This window comes from Pseudomonas sp. CVAP#3 (genome assembly GCF_018986375.1).
Taxonomy (GTDB): Bacteria; Pseudomonadota; Gammaproteobacteria; order Pseudomonadales; family Pseudomonadaceae; genus Aquipseudomonas; species Aquipseudomonas helvetica.
On sequence record NZ_JAHMSC010000006.1, the window covers coordinates 110,754 to 130,879 of the forward strand.

At 59.8% G+C, this 20,126-nt stretch carries 18 protein-coding genes and 1 pseudogene; 8 read left to right on the forward strand and 11 right to left on the reverse strand.

Translation table 11 applies throughout. From position 1 onward, the window contains the following. Positions 1-12: 12 nt before the first annotated feature. The 4 genes from tauA to KRR23_RS12775 form a co-directional block, all read right to left on the reverse strand. The gene (gene tauA / locus KRR23_RS12760; RefSeq protein ID WP_123581536.1) at positions 13-990 is read right to left on the reverse strand and encodes a taurine ABC transporter substrate-binding protein; all 978 of its coding nucleotides are present in this window, start codon (positions 988-990) and stop codon (positions 13-15) included. A gap of 274 nt (positions 991-1,264) precedes the next feature. Continuing rightward, positions 1,265-2,848: a glutamate--cysteine ligase gene (gene gshA, locus KRR23_RS12765; protein WP_216742786.1), complete on the reverse strand. Its 1,584-nt coding sequence runs from the start codon at positions 2,846-2,848 to the stop codon at positions 1,265-1,267. A 214-nt stretch (positions 2,849-3,062) separates the two neighbouring features. Next, positions 3,063-3,446, reverse strand: coding sequence for a PaaI family thioesterase (locus KRR23_RS12770; protein WP_216742787.1), 384 nt, complete (start codon positions 3,444-3,446; stop codon positions 3,063-3,065). Continuing rightward, positions 3,446-5,770 carry a Tex family protein gene (locus KRR23_RS12775; RefSeq protein ID WP_216742788.1) on the reverse strand — a complete coding sequence of 775 codons (2,325 nt, stop codon included), beginning with the start codon at positions 5,768-5,770 and terminating at the stop codon, positions 3,446-3,448. Before KRR23_RS12775 ends, KRR23_RS12770 begins: the two co-directional genes overlap by 1 nt. A 361-nt stretch (positions 5,771-6,131) precedes the next feature. Here KRR23_RS12775 and ompR point away from each other — a divergent pair, with 361 nt between their 5' ends. After that, positions 6,132-6,872, forward strand: coding sequence for a two-component system response regulator OmpR (gene ompR, locus KRR23_RS12780; protein WP_054595095.1), 741 nt, complete (start codon positions 6,132-6,134; stop codon positions 6,870-6,872). Between the two features lie 108 nt (positions 6,873-6,980). Beyond that, the gene (locus tag KRR23_RS12785) at positions 6,981-8,294 is read left to right on the forward strand and encodes an ATP-binding protein (RefSeq protein WP_054595096.1); all 1,314 of its coding nucleotides are present in this window, start codon (positions 6,981-6,983) and stop codon (positions 8,292-8,294) included. Between the two features lie 167 nt (positions 8,295-8,461). On the opposite strand, the gene rimK is transcribed toward KRR23_RS12785, so the two are convergent. Then, positions 8,462-9,367 carry a 30S ribosomal protein S6--L-glutamate ligase gene (gene rimK / locus KRR23_RS12790; RefSeq protein ID WP_054595097.1) on the reverse strand — a complete coding sequence of 302 codons (906 nt, stop codon included), beginning with the start codon at positions 9,365-9,367 and terminating at the stop codon, positions 8,462-8,464. Beyond that, a complete protein-coding gene (locus KRR23_RS12795; RefSeq protein WP_216742789.1) occupies positions 9,364-9,846 on the reverse strand; it encodes an ATP-dependent zinc protease in 483 nt (160 codons plus the stop codon). The genes rimK and KRR23_RS12795 overlap by 4 nt, the downstream gene beginning before the upstream one ends. Before the next feature lie 219 nt (positions 9,847-10,065). Here KRR23_RS12795 and KRR23_RS12800 point away from each other — a divergent pair, with 219 nt between their 5' ends. The 3 genes from KRR23_RS12800 (at position 10,066) to KRR23_RS12810 (ending at position 13,428) form a co-directional block, all read left to right on the forward strand. Beyond that, positions 10,066-10,473, forward strand: coding sequence for an RNA-binding S4 domain-containing protein (locus KRR23_RS12800; RefSeq protein WP_216742790.1), 408 nt, complete (start codon positions 10,066-10,068; stop codon positions 10,471-10,473). A gap of 331 nt (positions 10,474-10,804) precedes the next feature. Beyond that, a complete protein-coding gene (gene hslO, locus KRR23_RS12805) occupies positions 10,805-11,707 on the forward strand; it encodes an Hsp33 family molecular chaperone HslO (RefSeq protein ID WP_216742791.1) in 903 nt (300 codons plus the stop codon). 179 nt (positions 11,708-11,886) lie between these two features. Beyond that, the gene (locus KRR23_RS12810; protein WP_216742792.1) at positions 11,887-13,428 is read left to right on the forward strand and encodes a phosphoenolpyruvate carboxykinase; all 1,542 of its coding nucleotides are present in this window, start codon (positions 11,887-11,889) and stop codon (positions 13,426-13,428) included. Between the two features lie 133 nt (positions 13,429-13,561). On the opposite strand, the gene KRR23_RS12815 is transcribed toward KRR23_RS12810, so the two are convergent. The 5 genes and pseudogenes from KRR23_RS12815 to KRR23_RS12835 all read right to left on the reverse strand — a co-directional run bounded on the left by KRR23_RS12815 (position 13,562) and on the right by KRR23_RS12835 (position 15,285). Then, positions 13,562-13,924: a DUF1493 family protein gene (locus KRR23_RS12815; RefSeq protein WP_216742793.1), complete on the reverse strand. Its 363-nt coding sequence runs from the start codon at positions 13,922-13,924 to the stop codon at positions 13,562-13,564. 89 nt (positions 13,925-14,013) lie between these two features. Continuing rightward, positions 14,014-14,136, reverse strand: a pseudogene (locus KRR23_RS12820) (transcriptional regulator); the annotation flags it as partial. An 89-nt stretch (positions 14,137-14,225) separates the two neighbouring features. Beyond that, positions 14,226-14,522: a hypothetical protein gene (locus KRR23_RS12825; protein WP_216742794.1), complete on the reverse strand. Its 297-nt coding sequence runs from the start codon at positions 14,520-14,522 to the stop codon at positions 14,226-14,228. A gap of 168 nt (positions 14,523-14,690) precedes the next feature. Further along, positions 14,691-14,978, reverse strand: coding sequence for a hypothetical protein (locus KRR23_RS12830; RefSeq protein ID WP_253912067.1), 288 nt, complete (start codon positions 14,976-14,978; stop codon positions 14,691-14,693). 25 nt (positions 14,979-15,003) lie between these two features. Then, complete coding sequence (locus KRR23_RS12835) at positions 15,004-15,285, reverse strand: hypothetical protein (RefSeq protein ID WP_216742795.1); 282 nt, start codon at positions 15,283-15,285, stop codon at positions 15,004-15,006. 309 nt (positions 15,286-15,594) lie between these two features. On the opposite strand from KRR23_RS12835, the gene KRR23_RS12840 reads away from it, so the two are divergent. From KRR23_RS12840 to KRR23_RS12850, 3 genes are all read left to right on the forward strand, one after another. After that, positions 15,595-16,770, forward strand: coding sequence for a tetratricopeptide repeat protein (locus KRR23_RS12840; RefSeq protein ID WP_216742796.1), 1,176 nt, complete (start codon positions 15,595-15,597; stop codon positions 16,768-16,770). A gap of 67 nt (positions 16,771-16,837) precedes the next feature. After that, positions 16,838-17,968, forward strand: a complete 1,131-nt coding sequence (locus KRR23_RS12845; protein ID WP_216742797.1) for a polysaccharide deacetylase family protein — start codon at positions 16,838-16,840, stop codon at positions 17,966-17,968. Between the two features lie 171 nt (positions 17,969-18,139). After that, positions 18,140-20,074 carry an ATP-dependent DNA helicase RecQ gene (locus KRR23_RS12850; RefSeq protein ID WP_216742798.1) on the forward strand — a complete coding sequence of 645 codons (1,935 nt, stop codon included), beginning with the start codon at positions 18,140-18,142 and terminating at the stop codon, positions 20,072-20,074. Positions 20,075-20,126 lie beyond the last annotated feature (52 nt).

Sequence of the window (20,126 nt, forward strand, 5' to 3'; positions counted from 1 at the left end):
GTCAACTCCCGATCAATTAGTGATGTACTTGGCGCTGACGTAAGGGGCGTAGTCCGGCAGCACAGCCTCAACCTTGCCTTGTTCCTTGAGGAACGCCGCGGTGTCGGTGATGGCCTTGGTGGTCGGCGCGCCAAGGGTGATCACCTGATCAGCCGCCAGCGGGTAGACGTTGCCTTGCAGCAGCAACGGAATGTCGCTGGCCTTGGCACCGGAGAGTTTCACCAGTTTGTCGACATTGCCCTTATCGGCCAGCCAGGCTTGCGGGTCTTTGCGGTAGTGGGCGTAGGCGTCGAGGGTGACTTTGGCGAAGGCACTGACGATTTCCGGGTGCTTCTCGGCGAAATCCTTGCGCACGATCCACGCATCGAAGGTCGGCGCGCCGAACTTGGCCAGTTCACCGGAAGTGATCAGCACTTTGCCGTTTTCCTTGGCAACGCCCAGCGCCGGGTCCCACACGTAGGTGGCGTCGATGTCGCCGCGTTTCCACGCGGCAATGATTGCCGGCGGCGCGAGGTTGAGGATCTGGACTTTCGACGGGTCGATGTTCCAGTGCTTGAGCGCGGCCAGCAGGCTGTAGTGACCTGTGGAAACGAATGGCACGGCGATTTTCTTGCCGATCAGGTCCTGCGGGGTCTTGATCCCGGAACCGTCGCGGGCCACCAGTGCTTCGGCGGCGCCGATCTGGGTGGCGATGAGGAAGGTTTCGACCGGAACCTTGCGGGTGATTGCAGCCGTCAGCGGGCTGGAGCCGAGGTAGCCAATCTGCACGTCGCCCGAGGCGATGGCGGCGATGATGTCGGCACCGTTGTCGAACTTGCGCCAGTCGATTTTGGCGTGGGTGGCGGTTTCGTAAGTGCCGTCAGCCTGGGCGACTTTCGCTGGGTCGACGGTGGTCTGGTAGGCGACGGTGACATCAGCCGCTTGGGCGAAAAAGCTCGCTGCAGCCAGGGAAGCGGCCGCCAGGAGGCGTAGGGGGAAGTGCAGTTTCATCATGAAAGTCCTCATCAGGCGGCCGGGGTTTCGGCGAGTGATGAGACTAAATGATCTAAGAATTCGAAAATAAATAACTTTTTCGAATGAGCTTATGAGCGGAAAACCCTGACAGCGACCGCTGTGTGCTCATCGCGAGCAAGCCTGTGTGGGGCACGCGACATGATCGTTCCCACGCTCTGCGTGGGAATGCCTCTAGGGACGCTCCGCGTCCAGTGACGCGGAGCGTCACGGGCTGCATTCCCACGCGGGAGCGTGGGAACGATCGGCGGATTTAGTTACTGATCGCCAGAATGCTCGCCTGGTACGACCCGACAAACACGTCGAAATCACCGACTTCGTTCTGCTCAAGCTCGGTTTGCTGGGCCAGCGACGAGCGCGCCAGCTCTTCAAAGCGCGCCTGCTCTTCGGCAGGCAGCGGCTCGCTGCGGAAGAACTCGGCGTGCGCCTGACTCTGGCGCAGGGAGAACTGGGCGAAGCTTTCCTTGTGCTCGGTCATCGCTGCCAGCACTTGCGCAGAAGGGGTCAGGGAAGGGTCGCGAATTTTTGCCAATTGCGCGTCGAGGGCTTTGCTGTGAGCGTCTCCGCCGTGGCTCTGATCGAGCAGCGCGGCCAGCGGGGCGATTTTTTCCAGCAGCTCCAAGGCCCACTCTTTCATGTCCACCGACTGACCATCGCGTTGCAATTGCAGGCCGGGACGACGACCTTCCTTGACCACGCTGAGGAAGTTCGAGGTGGCGTTGCCGCAAGTGGTGGCAGTCAGCAGCGGGCTGTCGTTCAGCGCGCAATACAGCAGGAATGCGTCGAGGAAACGTGCCTCTGGCAAGTCGATACCCATCGGCATGAACGGGTTGATGTCCAACAGGCGCACTTCAACGTACTGAATGCCACGGGCCATCAGCGCCTGAATCGGCCGTTCGCCGGTGTAGGTCACGCGTTTCGGGCGGATGTTGGAGTAGTACTCGTTTTCGATCTGCAGGATGTTGGTGTTGAGCTGAACCCACTCACCGTCCTGGTGCGTGCCGATTTCGACGTACGGCGGGTACGGCGTGGCCACTGCTTTGCGCAGGCTGTCGGTGTAGCTGTTCAGGTCGTTGTAGCACGGCGTTAGTCCGGCTTGCGCGTTGCTCTGGTAACCCAGATCGCTCATGCGCAGGCTGGTGGCGTACGGCAGGTACAGCGTCTCGGCGTCAAATTGCTCCAACTGATGGGAGCGACCGCGCAGGAAGCCGGCGTCCAGCGCTGGCGAAGAGCCGAACAGGTACATCAGCAGCCAGCTGTAGCGGCGGAAGTTGCGGATCAGCGCGATATAGGCCGCCGACTGATAGTCGCGGTCGGTGCCGACAAAGCCTTCAGCCTCTTTGAGCAGCGGCCAGAGCTTTTCCGGCAGGGAAAAGTTGTAGTGAATCCCGGCGATGCACTGCATGGTCTTGCCGTAACGCAGGGCCAGGCCCTTGCGGTAGACGTACTTGAGCTGACCAATGTTGGAGGTGCCGTAGTAGGCGATCGGGATATCTTCCTCGGCCGGCAGCGGGCACGGCATCGACGGACTCCACAGGTACTCGTTGCCGAGCTTGCTGTAGGCAAAGCGGTGAATCTTGTCGAGGCTCGCCAGCGTGTCCGCAGGGTCCGGCAGTGCAGGCGTGATGAACTCCAGCAGCGACTCGGAATAGTCGGTGGTGATCTGTTCGTTGGTCAGCGCGGAACCCAGGCTTTCAGGGTGCGGCGTTTGCGCCAGGCGACCTTCGCCGGTCACGCGCAGGCATTCACGTTCGATACCGTGAAGACACTGTTCGAGCAGAGAGAGGTTAGCGCGCTCGCCGAGCAGAGCCAGGCGGCGGTTGAGAAGTTCGCTCAAGTTGGATTCCTTCACGCGTCAGTCGCCCCAATATGGGGGTGGGCAGGACGGTCTACAAGGGTGAAGTTAAAACTGGCGTTTTCGCCTCATTATCGAGCTGCAATGACCCACTCGCAAAGGCCAATACTCCATCCCTGAAACTGGCTATCGCGCACGAAGAAACGTCGGCGCAGCTTTCGCAGCGCCGAAATTAACTCAAATTGATGACGCGCATCTACAGGACAGCGAACGTGCCTTGTGCTTTTGCGACCAGTTTGTCGCCTTGCATCACATCGGCTTCGACCACCAGCGTGCGCCGGCCCGGGTGAATCACCCGCGCCGTGCACATCACCTCGCCTTCAGCCACGGCGCGGATGTAGTTGATCTTGCACTCGATGGTCGCGCTCTGCTGGTCAAAACCATGAGAACTGGAACAGGCCAGCCCCATGGCAATGTCCACCAGACTGAACAGCGCCCCGCCGTGCAGCTTGCCGCCGCGATTGCGCAGCTGCGGCTCAAGCGTCATGGCGACTTGCGCCACCCCGACATCAAGGCTGTGCAAACGGCAACCCAGCAGCTTGAAAAAAGCGCTTTCGGTCAACCCCGCAGGGACCTCCATCAGCGCTTCTTCAACTGCTTGGCGTTGGCGAACAGCGACGCCATGGCGTTGTTGCTCGGAGCTGCTGCCGTGGTTTCTTTACGCGGCGCGGTGCTCGAAGACTGACGCGGCGCCGAACCCGGACGTGCGCCACGCGCACCGTCGATTTTCTCACCCGGGGTGTCGCTCATGCGCATCGACAGACCAACGCGTTTGCGCGGGATGTCGACTTCCATGACCTTGACCTTGACCACGTCACCGGCTTTCACCGCTTCACGCGGATCCTTGATGAATTTCTCCGAAAGCGCGGAGATATGCACCAAACCGTCCTGATGCACGCCGATATCGACGAAAGCACCGAAGTTGGTCACGTTGGTCACCACACCTTCGAGGATCATCCCCAGCTGCAAGTCCTTGAGGTCTTCGACGCCTTCCTGGAACTCGGCGGTCTTGAACTCTGGACGCGGGTCGCGGCCCGGCTTCTCCAGTTCCTGCAGGATGTCGGTGACCGTTGGCAGACCGAAGGTTTCATCGGTGTACTTCTTCGGATCGAGACGCTTGAGGAAAGCGGCGTCGCCGATCAGCGAGCGGATGTCGCGGTCGGTTTCTGCTGCGATGCGCTGGACCAGCGGATAGGCTTCCGGGTGAACGGCGGAGGAGTCCAGCGGGTTGTCGCCGTTCATCACGCGCAGGAAGCCGGCGGCTTGTTCGAAGGTCTTTTCGCCGAGACGGGCGACTTTCTTCAAGGCAGCGCGGGTTTTGAACGCACCGTTTTCATCGCGGTGGGTCACGATGTTCTGCGCCAGGGTCGCGTTAAGGCCGGAAATGCGGGCCAGCAGCGCAACGGAGGCGGTGTTCACGTCGACGCCAACGGCGTTCACGCAGTCCTCGACCACCGCGTCCAGGCCACGCGCCAGTTTCAACTGCGACACGTCGTGCTGGTACTGGCCGACACCGATGGATTTCGGATCGATTTTCACCAGCTCGGCCAGCGGGTCCTGCAAGCGACGGGCAATCGACACCGCGCCACGGATCGACACGTCGAGGTCCGGGAATTCCTTGGAGGCCAACTCCGAGGCCGAGTACACCGAAGCACCGGCTTCGGAGACCATGACCTTGGTCATTTTCATCGCCGGGTATTTTTTGATCAGGTCCGCGGCGAGCTTGTCGGTTTCACGGCTGGCAGTGCCGTTGCCGATGGCGATCAGGTCCACCGAGTGCTTGGCGCACAGGGCGGCGAGCACGGCGATGGTCTGGTCCCACTTGTTGTGCGGCACGTGCGGGTAAACCGTGGCGTGATCCAGCAGCTTGCCGGTGGCGTCGACCACCGCCACCTTGCAACCGGTGCGCAGGCCCGGGTCCAGGCCCAGCGTGGCGCGTGGGCCGGCAGGAGCGGCCAGCAGCAAGTCGTGCAGGTTGTGCGCGAAGACGTTGATCGCCTCGGTCTCGGCGCCGTCACGCAGCTCACCGAGCAGGTCGGTTTCCAGGTGGGTATAGAGCTTGACCTTCCAGGTCCAGCGCACCACTTCCCCGAGCCATTTGTCGGCTGGGCGGTTCTGGTTGGCGATGCCGAATTGCTGACCGATCATGCCCTCGCACGGGTGCATGGTGCCCGGCAGCTCGTCACCGACTTTCAGCGCGGAGCTGAGGATGCCTTCGTTGCGGCCACGGAAAATCGCCAGGGCGCGGTGCGATGGCATGCTTTTCAGCGGTTCGTCGTGTTCGAAATAGTCGCGGAACTTGGCGCCTTCTTCTTCCTTGCCGGCGATCACGCGGGCACTGAGCGTGGCTTCCTGCTTCAGGTAACTGCGCAGTTTGTCGAGCAGGTTAGCGTCTTCGGCGAAGCGTTCCATGAGGATGTACTTGGCGCCTTCGAGGGCCGCTTTCACATCCGCCACGCCTTTTTCGGCGTTGACGAAGCGTGCGGCTTCGGTGTCTGGCGTCAGGTTCGGGTCGTTGAACAGGCCGTCGGCCAGTTCGCCGAGGCCGGCTTCCAGGGCAATCTGGCCCTTGGTGCGGCGCTTCTGCTTGTACGGCAGGTACAAGTCTTCGAGGCGGGTCTTGGTGTCGGCGAGTTTGATATCGCGCTCGAGTTGCGGGGTCAGCTTGCCTTGCTCTTCGATGCTGGCCAGGATGCTGATGCGCCGTTCGTCGAGTTCTCGCAGGTAGCGCAGACGCTCTTCCAGATGCCGTAACTGGATGTCATCGAGGCTGCCGGTCACTTCTTTCCGGTAGCGGGCGATGAAGGGCACCGTGGAGCCTTCATCGAGTAGCGCGACGGCCGCTTCGACCTGTTGTGGGCGTACACCGAGTTCCTCGGCGATGCGGCTGTTGATGCTGTCCATAAAACCACCTGACAAATTGTGAAAGCAGGCTCGCGGGCGCAGGGAATAAGGCCCGGCGAGTCTGGTTGAGCGGCCTGGCCAGCGCCGCTACCTGGATCAAAAGGCATCCCATTGACCCGTGGAATCGAACAATTACTGCCAGGCGATGAAAAATAAAAAGCCGCCACCGGCAGTAACGATCAGACGTTGCCCGACACAAAAGGCCGCGCATTATAACCGCCGTTCTGCCCGATGGGGGCATCGCAGGCTGTAGGCATAAAGGCCATGTCGCTGGCGGTAGAGGAAAAATCTGCTAACAATGCACACGGTGCGTATAACGGCAGCTACGCCATAATGCGCACCGAGATCAAAGGAGCATCCAATGAGCAGCACTGCACAAACTGCTGAAGGCGAAAAAATTCTTATCGTTGACGACGATCCGGGGCTCAGCAGCCTGCTGGAACGTTTTTTCGTCAGCAAGGGCTATCGTGCCCGCGCCGTACCGAACACCGAACAGATGGATCGTTTGCTGGCGCGTGAAGTGTTCAACCTGGTCGTCCTCGACCTGATGTTGCCCGGCGAAGACGGCCTGACTGCGTGCCGTCGTTTGCGTGGCGCAAACAATCAGATTCCGATCATCATGCTGACCGCCAAGGGCGATGAGCTGAGCCGTATCAAGGGCCTGGAACTGGGCGCCGACGATTACCTGGCCAAGCCGTTCAACCCGGACGAACTGATGGCGCGCGTCAAAGCCGTCCTGCGTCGTCAGTCGGCTCCGGTGCCGGGCGCACCGGGCAGCGAAGACGAAAGCGTGACCTTCGGTGATTACGAATTGTCGCTGGCGACTCGCGAACTCAAGCGCGGCGACGAAGTACACATGCTCACCACCGGTGAATTCGCGGTGCTCAAGGCGTTGGTGATGAATGCGCGTCAACCGCTGACCCGCGACAAGCTGATGAACCTGGCCCGTGGCCGCGAATGGGATGCCCTGGAGCGTTCCATCGACGTCCAGATCTCCCGTCTGCGCCGGATGATCGAGCCTGATCCATCAAAACCACGCTACATTCAAACGGTCTGGGGCGTGGGTTACGTGTTCGTTCCGGACGGCACCGCGACCAAGTGATCGGTGATTTGTAGGAGCGGGTCAGCCGGGTAACGTGTCACCCGGTTGATTCGCGATCCGCAACTCTGCGAGCTTCGCTCGCTCCTGCAAAGTATGTAGCGGTTGTCTATGAAAACCCCCGTGTGGTTCCCCCAAAGTTTCTTCTCTCGCACCCTCTGGCTGGTGCTGATCGTCGTGCTGTTTTCCAAGGCGCTGACCCTGGTTTATCTGTTGATGAACGAGGACGTGCTGGTAGATCGCCAATACAGTCACGGTGTCGCGCTGACCTTGCGTGCCTACTGGGCTGCGGACGAAGAAAACCGGGCGAAGATTGCCGATGCCGCGACACTGATTCGTGTGGTGGGCGCCGGTGTTCCCGAGGGTGAGCAGCATTGGCCCTACAGCGAAATCTACCAACGACAGATGCAGGCCGAACTGGGTGCCGACACCGAAGTGCGATTGCGCATGCACGCACCGCCGGCGCTTTGGGTTCGGGCCCCGAGCCTGGGTGACGGCTGGTTGAAAGTGCCGCTGTACCCGCATCCATTGCGTGGCCAGAAAATCTGGAACGTACTCGGCTGGTTTCTCGCCATCGGCTTGTTATCCACCGCATCGGCGTGGATTTTCGTTAGCCAGCTCAACCAACCGCTCAAGCGGCTGGTCGATGCCGCCCGGCAACTGGGGCAGGGGCGTAGCGTGCGCCTGCCGATCAGCGACACGCCGAGTGAAATGACCGAGGTCTATCGAGCATTCAACCAGATGGCGGAAGACGTCGAGCAGGCCGGTCGCGAGCGTGAATTGATGCTCGCCGGGGTATCGCACGACCTGCGCACACCGTTGACCCGCTTGCGTCTGTCGCTGGAGCTGATGGGCAACCACAGCGACCTGAGCGACGACATGGTGCGTGACATCGAAGACATGGACGCGATTCTCGACCAGTTCCTGGCGTTCATTCGCGATGGTCGGGACGAGTCGGTCGAGGAAGTCGACCTGAGTGATCTGGTGCGCGAAGTAGCGGCGCCTTACAACCAGAACGAGGAGCGGGTGCGCTTGCGCCTGGAGCCGATCCAGCCGTTCCCGTTGCGCCGGGTCTCGATGAAACGTCTCTTGAACAACCTGATTGGCAACGCCTTGCACCACGCCGGTAGCGGCGTTGAGGTGGCGGCGTATGTCTCGGGAGATGTCAGCGCGCCGTACGTGGTGCTGAGCGTCATGGACCGTGGCGCCGGGATCGATCCGTCAGAGCTGGAAGCGATCTTCAACCCGTTCACCCGTGGCGACCGCGCGCGGGGCGGCAAGGGCACCGGACTAGGGCTGGCCATCGTCAAGCGGATTGCGTCGATGCATGGCGGCAACGTTGAACTGCGCAACCGCTCCGGTGGCGGCCTGGAAGCGCGAGTGCGGTTGCCGCTTGGGTTGATGTTGCCAAGGGATGCTGTCTAACGGCTGGTTGCGATCCTTGTGGCGAGGGAGCTTGCTCCCGCTCGGTTGCGCAGCAACCGCAAAACCAGCGATTGTGTTTAACCTGATCCAGCACAACCGCTGCATTTGGGAGTCCTTCGGCCTCCAGCGGGAGCAAGCTCCCTCGCCACCATGGGGCTGGCCGAGCGTTAGCCTTTTCCTTTGGTCCGCGTCATATTCGGCCCGCCGTTCTTCTCGATGTGCTGAATGATGATCCCCGCCACGTCCTTGCTAGTGGTGGTTTCGATCCCTTCCAGGCCCGGCGACGAGTTCACTTCCATCACCAGCGGCCCGTGGTTGGAACGCAGGATATCCACGCCCGCCACACTCAAACCCATGACCTTGGCCGCACGCAGCGCGGTCATGCGCTCTTCGGGGGTGATCTTGATCAGGCTGGCGCTGCCGCCACGGTGCAGGTTGGAGCGGAACTCGCCGGGCTTGGCCTGACGTTTCATTGCGGCGATCACCTTGTCGCCGACCACGAAACAGCGAATGTCCGCGCCGCCGGCTTCCTTGATGTATTCCTGAACCATGATGTTCTGCTTGAGGCCCATGAACGCCTCGATCACCGACTCCGCCGCCGTCGCCGTTTCACACATCACCACACCGATGCCCTGAGTACCTTCCAGCACCTTGATCACCAGTGGTGCGCCGTTGACCATTTCGATCAGGTCGGGAATGTCGTCCGGCGAGTGAGCAAAACCGGTGACCGGCAAACCGATACCGCGACGTGAAAGCAATTGCAGTGAGCGCAGTTTGTCCCGTGAGCGGGCGATGGCCACCGACTCGTTGAGTGGGAACACGCCCATCATTTCGAACTGGCGCAACACCGCGCAGCCGTAAAAAGTCACCGAAGCGCCGATCCGCGGGATCACAGCGTCAAAGCCTTCCAGCGGCTTGCCGCGGTAGTGGATCTGCGGCTTATGACTGGCGATGTTCATATAGGCGCGCAGGGTATCGATCACCACCATCTCATGGCCGCGTTCGGTGCCGGCTTCAACCAAACGACGAGTGGAATACAGACGCGGGTTCCGCGACAGCACAGCGATCTTCATGCAACACCTGTGGAAGAGGTAGTGGATACCGGAAACACCGGCTTGTCTTGAACGTATTTAATGCCTGGATTGACCACCAACTGGCCGTCGATCAGGGCTTTGGAACCGAGCAGCAGGCGATAACGCATGGACTTGCGGCAGGCGAGAGTGAACTGTACCCGCCAGACCCGATCGCCGAGCGCCAGGGTGGTGCTGATCACGTAACGCACCTGCGCTTGGCCGTTGGAGCTTTTAATGGTTTTCATCGTCACCAGCGGCGCTTCGCAGCGGCGGTGACGCAACTGCACCACCGTGCCCAGGTGCGCGTTGAAACGCACCCACGTTTCCCCGTCGCGCTCGAACGGCTCGATTTCGGTGGCATGCAGGCTGGAAGTGCTGGCACCGGTGTCGATCTTCGCCCGCAGGCCCGCGACTCCCAAATCAGGGAGCGCCACCCACTCGCGCAGACCCACAACGGTCAAATGGTCAAATGTCTTCAAATGTGCTCAACCGGTGAGGAACCGTTCGCACCGCAAAGCGGCCGAGTTTGCGGTATTCACGCAGAATAAAGGTTAAAAGGCGACAGATATCTACGGCCCGGATTCTCGGCTGCCGAGCGAGGCCCGATAGCGTCGCGCATTGTATGCTGAACCGGTGAAATTCATGGCACGACAGAAACGGTAGTACAGTTCAGAAATATTTCAGAATGAGGAAAACCCATGGCACAAAAAAACGAAGAGGACGACAAAGTCCGTCTCGATAAGTGGTTGTGGGCGGCGCGCTTCTACAAAACCCGTGCGCTGGCCAAGGCAGCGATCGAAAGCGGCAAGGTGCATTGCCGGGGTGAGCGTTGCAAACCGGGCAAGGAGCCGAGGATTGGCGACGAATTTCAGATTCGCGCCGGTTTCGATGAGCGCACCGTGGTGGTCCAGGCACTCTCGATCGTCCGTCGTGGCGCCCCTGAGGCCCAGACGTTGTACATTGAGACCGAAGCCAGCATCGCCAAACGCGAAAACGCCGCAGCCCAGCGCAAGGCCGGCGCCCTGGGCGTCAGCACCGACGGCAAACCGAGCAAGAAACAGCGCCGGGACCTGTTCAAGTTTCATGGCAGCGGCGCTGGCGAGTAATCGCGCTTGTGTGGCGAGGGAGCTTGCTCCCGCCGGCCGGTCCGCGCTCGGGCAAAGCAGCCGTAAACCCAGCTTCCGGGTAGTACCTGAACTCACCGCGTTGGCCGGGTCTTGGAGTCCTTCGGCCTCCAGCGGGAGCAAGCTCCCTCGCCACAGGCTAACGGGGCTAAACTAGCGAGCATCACTACGTCGCGGTTCGACCTTGCTTGGAACAATCCCGGATTGTTCATAAAATGCCTGCCATGGCCAATATTAATGCACCGAAACGGTGCGCAAGGCGCGACTCTCAGCCCTTGTCATCCTTTAGTCTTCACTTCAGATACCCAGACCTATGACTGATCTACCGGATACCGACTTCACCCAACGCTTCATCTTCGATGACAGCGACACTCGCGGCGAGCTGGTGGCGTTGGAGCGTAGCTATGCCGAAGTCCTCGCCAAACATCCCTATCCGGAGCCGGTCGCGCAACTGCTCGGCGAGCTGATGGCGGCTGCGGCGCTGCTGGTCGGCACCTTGAAGTTCGATGGCTTGCTGATCCTGCAGGCGCGTTCCGAAGGCCCGGTGTCGCTGTTGATGATCGAGTGCTCCAGCGAGCGTGAAATCCGTGGTCTGGCCCGTTACGACGCAGACCTGATCGCCGCTGACGCGACCTTGGCCGACATGATGCCCGACGGCGTGCTGGCGCTCACCGTCGACCCGATCCAGGGCCAGCGTTACCAGGGCATCGTCGACCTAGACGGCGCGACCCTGGCCGACTGCTTCACCAACTATTTCGTCATGTCGCAGCAAGTCGGCACGCGCTTCTGGTTGCACGCCGACGGTCGTCGCGCCCGTGGTCTGCTGCTGCAACAACTGCCGGCCGACCGCCTGAAAGACGAAGAAGAACGCGCTGACAGCTGGCGGCACATCACCGCGCTGGGCAGCACCCTGACCGCCGATGAGTTGCTGAGCCTGGACAACGAAACTATCTTGCATCGTCTCTACCACGAAGAGCAGGTGCGCCTGTTTGATGTGCAGAAACTACGCTTCCATTGCAGTTGCTCGCGTGAGCGTTCTGCTAACGCGCTGTCCAGCCTGGGTCAGGAAGATGCTCAGGCACTGGTCGTCGAGCACGGTGGCCACATCGAAATCGACTGCCAGTTCTGCAACCAGCGCTACCTGTTCGATGCGGCCGATATCACCCAATTGTTCGCCGGAGCGGGTGTCGATACGCCGTCAGATACCCGTCACTAAAACGCTTCAGCGCAGGTAAATTCACTGGTAAACGCCGGAATAACGCCGTCCTGACGGGAGGGCCCTACTATTTTTGGGCTTTTCTGGCATAATCCGGCCCACTTTTTTAGCGGTAGTAGTGCGCGACTTTCTACTACAAAACGTTTGGAGCACTCGGCCACTGGCCGACGGGGAACCTCATGACGCAAGCCAATAATGCTGTGTACACCGATCTGAGTGTTGATGATCTGGTTAAAGAAGCCCTGAGTCGCGGTGAGGGCGAGCTTGCCGATACCGGCGCGCTGGTCGTTCGCACTGGTCACCGTACCGGTCGTTCGCCAGTCGACCGTTTCATTGTTGAAGAGCCAACCACTCAGGCCGCCATCGCCTGGGGCCCGATCAACCGCAAGTTCCCGGCCGACAAGTTCGATGCCCTGTGGGCTCGTGTTGAGGCGTTCAACAACGCGCAAGAGCATTTCGTTTCCCACGTGCACGTAGGTTCGGCTGAAGAGCATTACCTGGCCGTGAAAATGACCACCCAGACTGCCTGGCAGAATCTGTTCGGTCGTTGCCTGTTCATCAACCCGGCCCAGTACAACCCGGCTGGTCGTGAAGAGTGGCAAGTTCTGAACGTCGCCAACTTCGAGTGCGTGCCAGAGCGTGACGGCACCAACTCCGACGGCTGCGTGATCATCAACTTCGCGCAGAAGAAAGTGCTGCTCGCCGGCATGCGCTACGCCGGTGAAATGAAGAAAGCCATGTTCTCGGTGCAGAACTTCCTGCTGCCGGCCGCCGACGTGTTGCCAATGCACTGCGCCGCCAACATCGGCGAAGAGGGCGACGTGACCCTGTTCTTCGGTCTGTCCGGCACCGGCAAGACCACCCTGTCCGCCGACGAAAGCCGTTACCTGATCGGTGACGACGAACACGGCTGGGGCGAGGGCGTGGTGTTCAACATCGAAGGCGGTTGCTATGCCAAGTGCATCGACCTGTCCGAGAAGAACGAGCCAGTCATCTGGAAAGCCATCAAGCACGGCGCAGTCCTGGAAAACGTTGTTATCGACGACGCCAAACACGCCGACTACACCGATGTCAGCCTGACCCAGAACAGCCGCGCCGCCTACCCGCTGGAGCACGTTGCCAAGCGTTCCGAGAAGAACCTGGGCGGCGAGCCAAACGCAGTGATCTTCCTGACCTGCGACCTGACCGGCGTACTGCCGCCAGTGTCGATCCTCAATGAAGAACAAGCGGCCTACCACTTCCTGTCTGGCTACACCGCACTGGTGGGCTCGACTGAAATGGGTTCGGGCAGCGGCATCAAGTCGACCTTCTCCACCTGCTTCGGCGCACCGTTCTTCCCGCGTCCGGCTGGCGAATACGCAGAGCTGCTGATCAAGCGCATCCGCGGCTTTGGCTCCAAGGTCTACCTGGTCAACACCGGCTGGACCGGCGGCGGCTACGGCGTTGGCAAACGCTTCAACATCCCGACCACTCGCGGCGTGATCGCAGCGATCCAGAGCGGCGCGTTGATCGGTGCAGCCACCGAACACCTCGACACCATCAACCTCGACGTGCCATTGGTTGTGCCAGGCGTTGAGACTGGCCTGTTGAACCCACGTAATACCTGGGCTGACAAGGCTGCTTATGATGAAGCTGCCAAGGCGTTGGCCGGTCTGTTCATCGAGAACTTCAAGAAGTTTGAAGTGAGCGACGCGATCAAGGCTGCTGGGCCGAAGTTGTAATTATCGGTAGTGGTTTGAGGTAAGAAAAAGCCGCCCTTAAGGGCGGCTTTTTTGTGAGCGCAATCCAGGTCAGCGGAGGTAGAACTATCAATATTCCAGCTGAAATGGCGCTAAACGGCCAGAATAATGGCACTTATGTGTTCGACTTGCCTTCCAGTTCCTGCGTATCCCAGCGTTGCGCCTTGATGGCCTGGTAGAGCATGCCAATGGTCAGCGGGACTTTGTCGCCGCGTCCCTTGGCCCTGCGTTTGAGAAACACGTCGAAGCCTTCGGGCTGAAAGTAGCGATAGGCGTCGTAGTCGACGAAGTCGATGGCGAACTGTTCTTCCAGGGCTTCCATCAGGTGCCGGGCGTCTGAGCCGTCGCAGCCGAGGTCGAAATTGATCGAGGTGCTGAGGCTGATGGTTTTGCGTTCGGGCAGGCCGAGTTCTTCGTGCAGCAGCTGCATGAGTAACTGCATGGCGTGGTCGTCGGGGAAGTTGGGGGCGAGGTACATGGTTAACAGTCCGGTTGAGGCATGCAGGAATGTTATGGGGCGCAGGGTTTGGGTGGAAGGCCCTTGCTACGCGGTTGATCGTTCCCACGCTTACGAGTTTCTTTGATTTGCAACGCGTCAACATGGAATTCGCGGGAAGGTAGGCGTTCACCCCGTACGATCTCGTCCATCTGCTGCACGCTTTCCATCAGCTCATCAAAAAACGTGTTCACGGTTATCTCCTGTGTTCGATGACGGCTTTCAACACTTTGCGTTCGATCGTTCTCACGCAGAACGTGGGAACGATCTGTTCACTCGGACTTCAGGACGGCGCTTTCCAGTTCAGCATGCGTTGCTGGGCAACCTGGAGTAGGTCGCAGCCATCTTGATTCAGCAGGTACAAGGCGTGCGTGATATGGGGGATGTCTTTGACGTCGCCGTGTTTGAAGCATTGGCAGTGCAAGGTTTCGAGCAGGTCGCTGGAGGCGCGGATGCGTTGCAGGGCAGCTTCGAGGATGTCTTGCGGGTCGGCCTCTGTGTCGATGATCAGAACCGGCGTGTCGGTGAAGTTGGTTTTTAATGGACGGTAGCGGTCTGCAAACGGATTTAATGTGGTCATTGAGGAGCGCCTCTATTTAAGGGAAATGTATGCCTCTCGTCCGGGTGACCAAGCCCGGTCGCTGATTTTGCAGCGACGCTAACGACTATAGGTGTGGTGTGCCGGCTGGCGATAGCCGACAAGGAGCACGAGGTTGTAGGACGGGGACGAAGATTGGTTAGGCCGTGTCTATCGGTCTGTCCGCCGACGTAGGACGTCTCGTTGTTCAGCCATAAAGCGCTTGGCTTCGTCATCTTCAATGCTGGGCCGAAGATCGTCGATGCTGGCTTGTACTTGCTCCCTGAACCATGCGTTGTAGGCGGCTGTTATCACTCCATCCCCGTACGAGTGCAGGATCTCTGCATCTATCTCCGCCATGGCGTCTTCATGCGAAATGCTGGGTCTAGGGTCGTCGATGGCCGCTTGAATGTCGGCAGCGAGTTGCTGGTTGTATGCGTCGGCTTGATGGGTTCGCATGAGAGATCCTTTATTGGCTACGTTTTCACCTCGTCATCCGCTGCCGTGCCACCTCAAGCAATTCACTCCCATCCTGAGTCAGCAGATAAAGCGCGTTGACGATATTCGGAATGTCTTTCACATCCGCTTGCTTGAAGCACAGGCAATACAGGGTTTCGAGCAGGTCGCTGGAGGCGCGGATGCGTTGTCGGGCGGCGTCCAGGATGGCGTGGGGGTTGGCCTCGGTGTCGATGACCAGAGCCGGGGTTTCGCTGTAGCTGGTTTTGAGTGGGCGATAGCGATTGTTAGACGGATCGAGCGGGTTCATTGAACGTGTCCTGTAGGAAGTCGCGGCGTCGCTTCTGCAGGCCGACACACGGGGTTTAGCCGCGCTGCAAACTATAGAACCCGATCCCGAAGTCTCGCAAGACAGCCCGAATGGACAGGTTTTGTAGGGGGTTTACTTGATCTTAAGGCTGGGGACTACGCACCGCCCGAGGTTTTTTTCAGCGAATCCCCTAGAGGTCGAATTTCCTACGCAATTGTCAGGTGAAACGCGGCAAATTTCTGTATGGTGCGCGCCAGAATCCGTAGGACCTTTCTAGACGTCTGTTTAAACACTTAAAGGGAATTAGGTATGCGTTTGCTTCGTATGGCTTCGATTTTTTCACTGTGGGCCGCGTTTGGCTCGGCGCAGGCTGAACAACTGCCGATCGAGGTGTTGAGTGCGGTGGTCAAGGATCAGAAGATCGCCGACGCTGAAGTGCTGTTGCAACGCAATGGCGCGCAGAACGTGGTGGGGCGTACCAATGCTCAGGGCCAGGTCAGCCTGACCGCTGATTTTGCCGATGACGCCAGCAACCTGCTGATCATCAAGAAGCCGGGTTATTCCAACCTGGTGGTCAAGTGCCCGTGCAAGGGCATGACCTATGCCGTCAGCCCGGTGATGACCAACCTCGACGGTCTGCGTGTGGTGCTGACCTGGGGCGCAACCCCGCGGGACCTTGACTCGCACATGATCTTCCCTGGCAACAACATCTACTTCGGCAGCAAGCAGGGTACCGACGCTCATCTGGATGTCGATAACACCACCAGCTATGGTCCGGAAACCATCACCCTGGAGAAGAAGCACTTCGGCGAGAGCTATGTCTACGCCGTGCATGACTTCAGTAACGGCGGCAACCCAAGCTCGCGTGCACTCTCCAACAGCCAGGCCAAAGTGTTCGTGTACATGGGCCAATCGCTGGTACGCACTTACTACGTGCCGCAAAACCGCAGTGGCAACCTGTGGACCGTATTCCGCATGACCGGCAGCGGCGATTTCCAGGACATCAACAACTTCACGGGCTCGCAGGTCGATGCCAAGAACGTATTGAACGAAGTCTCGCCGTTGCTCAATGACAGCGTGGCCGTCACTGCCGTGGCGGTCAGTGCTTCGGCACTGTCGGATGCGAAAAGCCTGAACCAGAAAGGCGAAGCGGCCTACCACGCCGGCGACCTGCCGCAGGCGATCGACTTCTATCGTCAGGCTATCGAACTGAACAATGGTTTCGGTCAGGCCTACAGCAACCTGGGTCTGGCGTATCAGAAGGCCGGCAACACTGCCGAGTCGATCTGGGCCAACCGCAAGGCTATCGCTCTGGCCAGCGGCAATTCGGCTGCCACTGTTCGCGCCAGTTCCTACTACAACATCGCCCGTATCTATGAAGCGGCGAATCAGTTCCCCGACGCATTGCGTCATTACCAGTTGGCCAAGCAGCAAAAAGCCAACCCTGTGTATGACAAGGCGATCGAGCGCGTGCAAAACCGCTGATCGGTTTGCGTTGAGTTGACCCCACAACGCGCCGCTATCGGCGCGTTGTGCATTTAAGGAGCTGGGTATGCGGTTGCGGGTTTTTACGTTTTTACTGCTCGGTTGCCTGTGGGCAAACACTGCATATGCGGTGGGTGCGGCGGTGTTCGCGACGATTGATCGCGGCGGCTGGCCAGGCTCGCTGGCCACTGAGGCGGGTTTCGATACGGCCTCGCGCGCCGAGATGCTGATGTTCGGCAAGGCGTTGCTGGCCAGCGAAGCACTGGACGAAAACGCCCTCAAGCAGCGTTTGGGTGTGAAGCAAGTCGAGTTCAAATCCGTGGAGCAGGTGCGCCAGCGTTTCTGGGACCGGCTGTTGAGCAACTACCGCAGCGCCAGCCAGAACTGCGAGGCCGAGCTGTTTTGTCCACAGGTGCGTGGTCTCGACGATTTGCGTCAGCAGGCGGCTAGCTTCACCGGCGAGGTCGTCCCGGCCTATGCCGCATGGGCTTCGGTCAGCCGGGTATTTCACGAGCAGTATTTGAACGAGCAACTGCGTCTGGCCGCGTTGTTCCCGACGATCAGCAGCGAGATCGAGCGCTTCGACAGTGCCGAACTGACGGGTGATGAGTTGGCTGACCGGCAGTTTCTGCTGACGTTCGACGATGGCCCGAGCAGCATCGACAAGCAAACCGATACCGTGGCCAATGTGCTGCGGGCCAACGATTTGCACGGCGTGTTCTTTGTGCTCGGCGAGCCCTTTCAGGCACGCTTGCGTAAATCTTCGCCAGACAAAATGCGCGAGTTGTACCGAGGCCAGTGCGTTGCCCTGCATGGCTGGGAGCACAAATCCCACAGCGCCTGGAGCGAGTGGCAGTCGTCGATCAACCGTTCGGTGACGTTGGTGCGCGGTACGGTTCCGGATGACTATCAGTCGTTGTTTCGCCCGCCTTATGGCCAGCGTCGCAGCGACAGCGCCGGGTTTTTCAAGGCTCAGGGGCTGAAAGTGATGCTTTGGGGCATCGACTCCCAGGACTGGAGCAAACAGATCAACGCAGACGCCGCGACCCAACGTGTGCAGACCCTGATGCTGCTCTGGCGCCGCGGGATCATCCTGTTCCATGACATCCACGACAAGGCACCGAAAGCCATTCCCGCGTTGATTGCGGCGAATCAGCGCAACGGTGTGAAGTGGGTAGACTGTCGGGCGCAGCAATAGGCCCGAGTCTTTCGTTTACGATCGTTCCACGCCCGGCGCGGAACGATCGGTGCTCTTGCGACACGCCCTCCCTGTATCATCCCGTATCTCTTTTGCGCCCGACCTTTTCTCGACTCGCTGCTTTGGCCGGCTAGGCTTTCGGCATGGCAGCGGTCAACGGAGTGACAGCTTATGCACAACACCCTTGAACAGGTTTTTGGTTATCCACAGTTCCGGCCCGGCCAGGAGGCGGCGGTCAGTGCAGTGTTGGCCGGGCGCTCGGCGGCGGCGATTTTCCCGACCGGCTCCGGCAAATCCTTGTGCTATCAGTTGCCGGCCTTGTTGCTGCCGCACCTGACACTGGTGGTGTCGCCGTTGCTGGCGTTGATGCAGGACCAATTGGCGTTCTTGCAGCGCCACGGCATTGCGGCGGCGAGTATCGATTCGGCGCAGAGCCGCGATGATGCCAACGAGGTGATGGCGCGGGCGCGTTCCGGCGAATTGAAGATCCTGATGATTTCCGTGGAGCGCTTGAAGAACGAGCGCTTTCGCAACTTTTTGCAGCAAGTGCCGATCTCGTTGCTGGTGGTGGACGAGGCGCACTGTATCTCCGAGTGGGGCCACAACTTCAGGCCCGACTATTTGAAACTGCCGGACTACCAGCGCCAATTCAATATCCCGCAAGCCTTGCTACTGACAGCCACTGCCACGCCCAAAGTGATCGCCGACATGCAGGCGAAATTCGCCATCGCGGCGAACGATGTGGTGACCACCGGTTTCTATCGCCCCAACCTGAATTTACTGGTTGAACCGGTGCGTGGCCAGGACAAGCGCCGGCGTCTGGTGGAGTGGATGGGCCAGCGTGCCGGGCAGCCGAGCATCGTCTACGTGACCTTGCAGAAAACCGCCGAGCAGATTGCCCAGCACCTGAGCCAGAACGGTCTTCAGGCCGAGGCCTATCACGCCGGTTTACCCCATGAACAGCGGGAAGCCATTCAGCGTCGGTTCATGGGCGGGCAGTCCAATTGCATCGTCGCCACCATCGCGTTCGGCATGGGCATCGACAAGAGCGACATCCGCAACGTGGTGCATTTCGACCTGCCGAAATCCATCGAAAACTACAGTCAGGAAATCGGCCGCGCCGGGCGCGACGGGCAGCCTTCCGACTGCCTGGTGCTGGCCAACCGCGACAGCCTCAATGTGTTGGAAAACTTTGTGTACGGCGATACGCCGGAGCTGGATGGAATCCGCTGTGTGCTCGACGAATTGCAAGCGGCCGCACCGGATGGGCAATGGGAGTTTTTGCTGGGACCGCTGGCCGACCAGAGCAATATTCGCCAACTACCGCTCAAGACCTTGCTGGTGCAGCTTGAACTCAAAGGCTTGATCGCACCGCGTTACGCCTACTTTGCCGAGTACCGTTTCAAGTTCCTGCTGGAGCCTGAAGCCTTGCTGGCGCGCTTTGAAGGCGAGCGACGGGACTTCGTCGAGGCGATCATCCAGACCTCCAGCCGTGCGCGAACCTGGGCCACGGTGAATTTCGAGGCGCTGTACCAACAGCATCAAGCCGAGCGCAACCGGGTGGTCAAGGCGCTGGATTACTTCCAGGAGAAGGGTTGGGTCGAGCTGGAAAGCAAGCAGATGACCGAGGTCTACAGCCTGCTGATGACGGACTTCGATGCCCTGGCGTTGAGCACCCAGTTACATGGCTACTTCACGCGCCATGAGCGCACCGAAATCGCTCGCATCCACGCGATGCTCGATCTGTTCGCCACCGAGCACTGCCTGGGTTATCGATTGGCGCAGTACTTCGGCGACGACAATGCGCCTCAGCAGTGCGGGCATTGTTCGGTGTGTCATGGGCAGGTTGCCCGTCTGCCGGAACCGCCTGAGCTGCCGGCGCTTGTGGATAAAAACTTCGAGTCGCTGTGTAGCGACTTTATCCACAGGCATGAGGCGTACAACGGCGATCTACCGGGTGCGGAACGGCTGACGCGATTCTTGTGCGGTATCAGCGTGCCGTTGTTTACCAAGCTCAAGGCGCGAGCGATTCCGGGGTTTGCAGCGCTGGAGGATTATCCATATGCCGAGGTACGCGAGTGGGCCGAAGCGAATCTGACTGACTGACTGAACTGTCACTCATGTAGGAGCGGGCCGGGCGGTTTTCGCCTTAGACTGG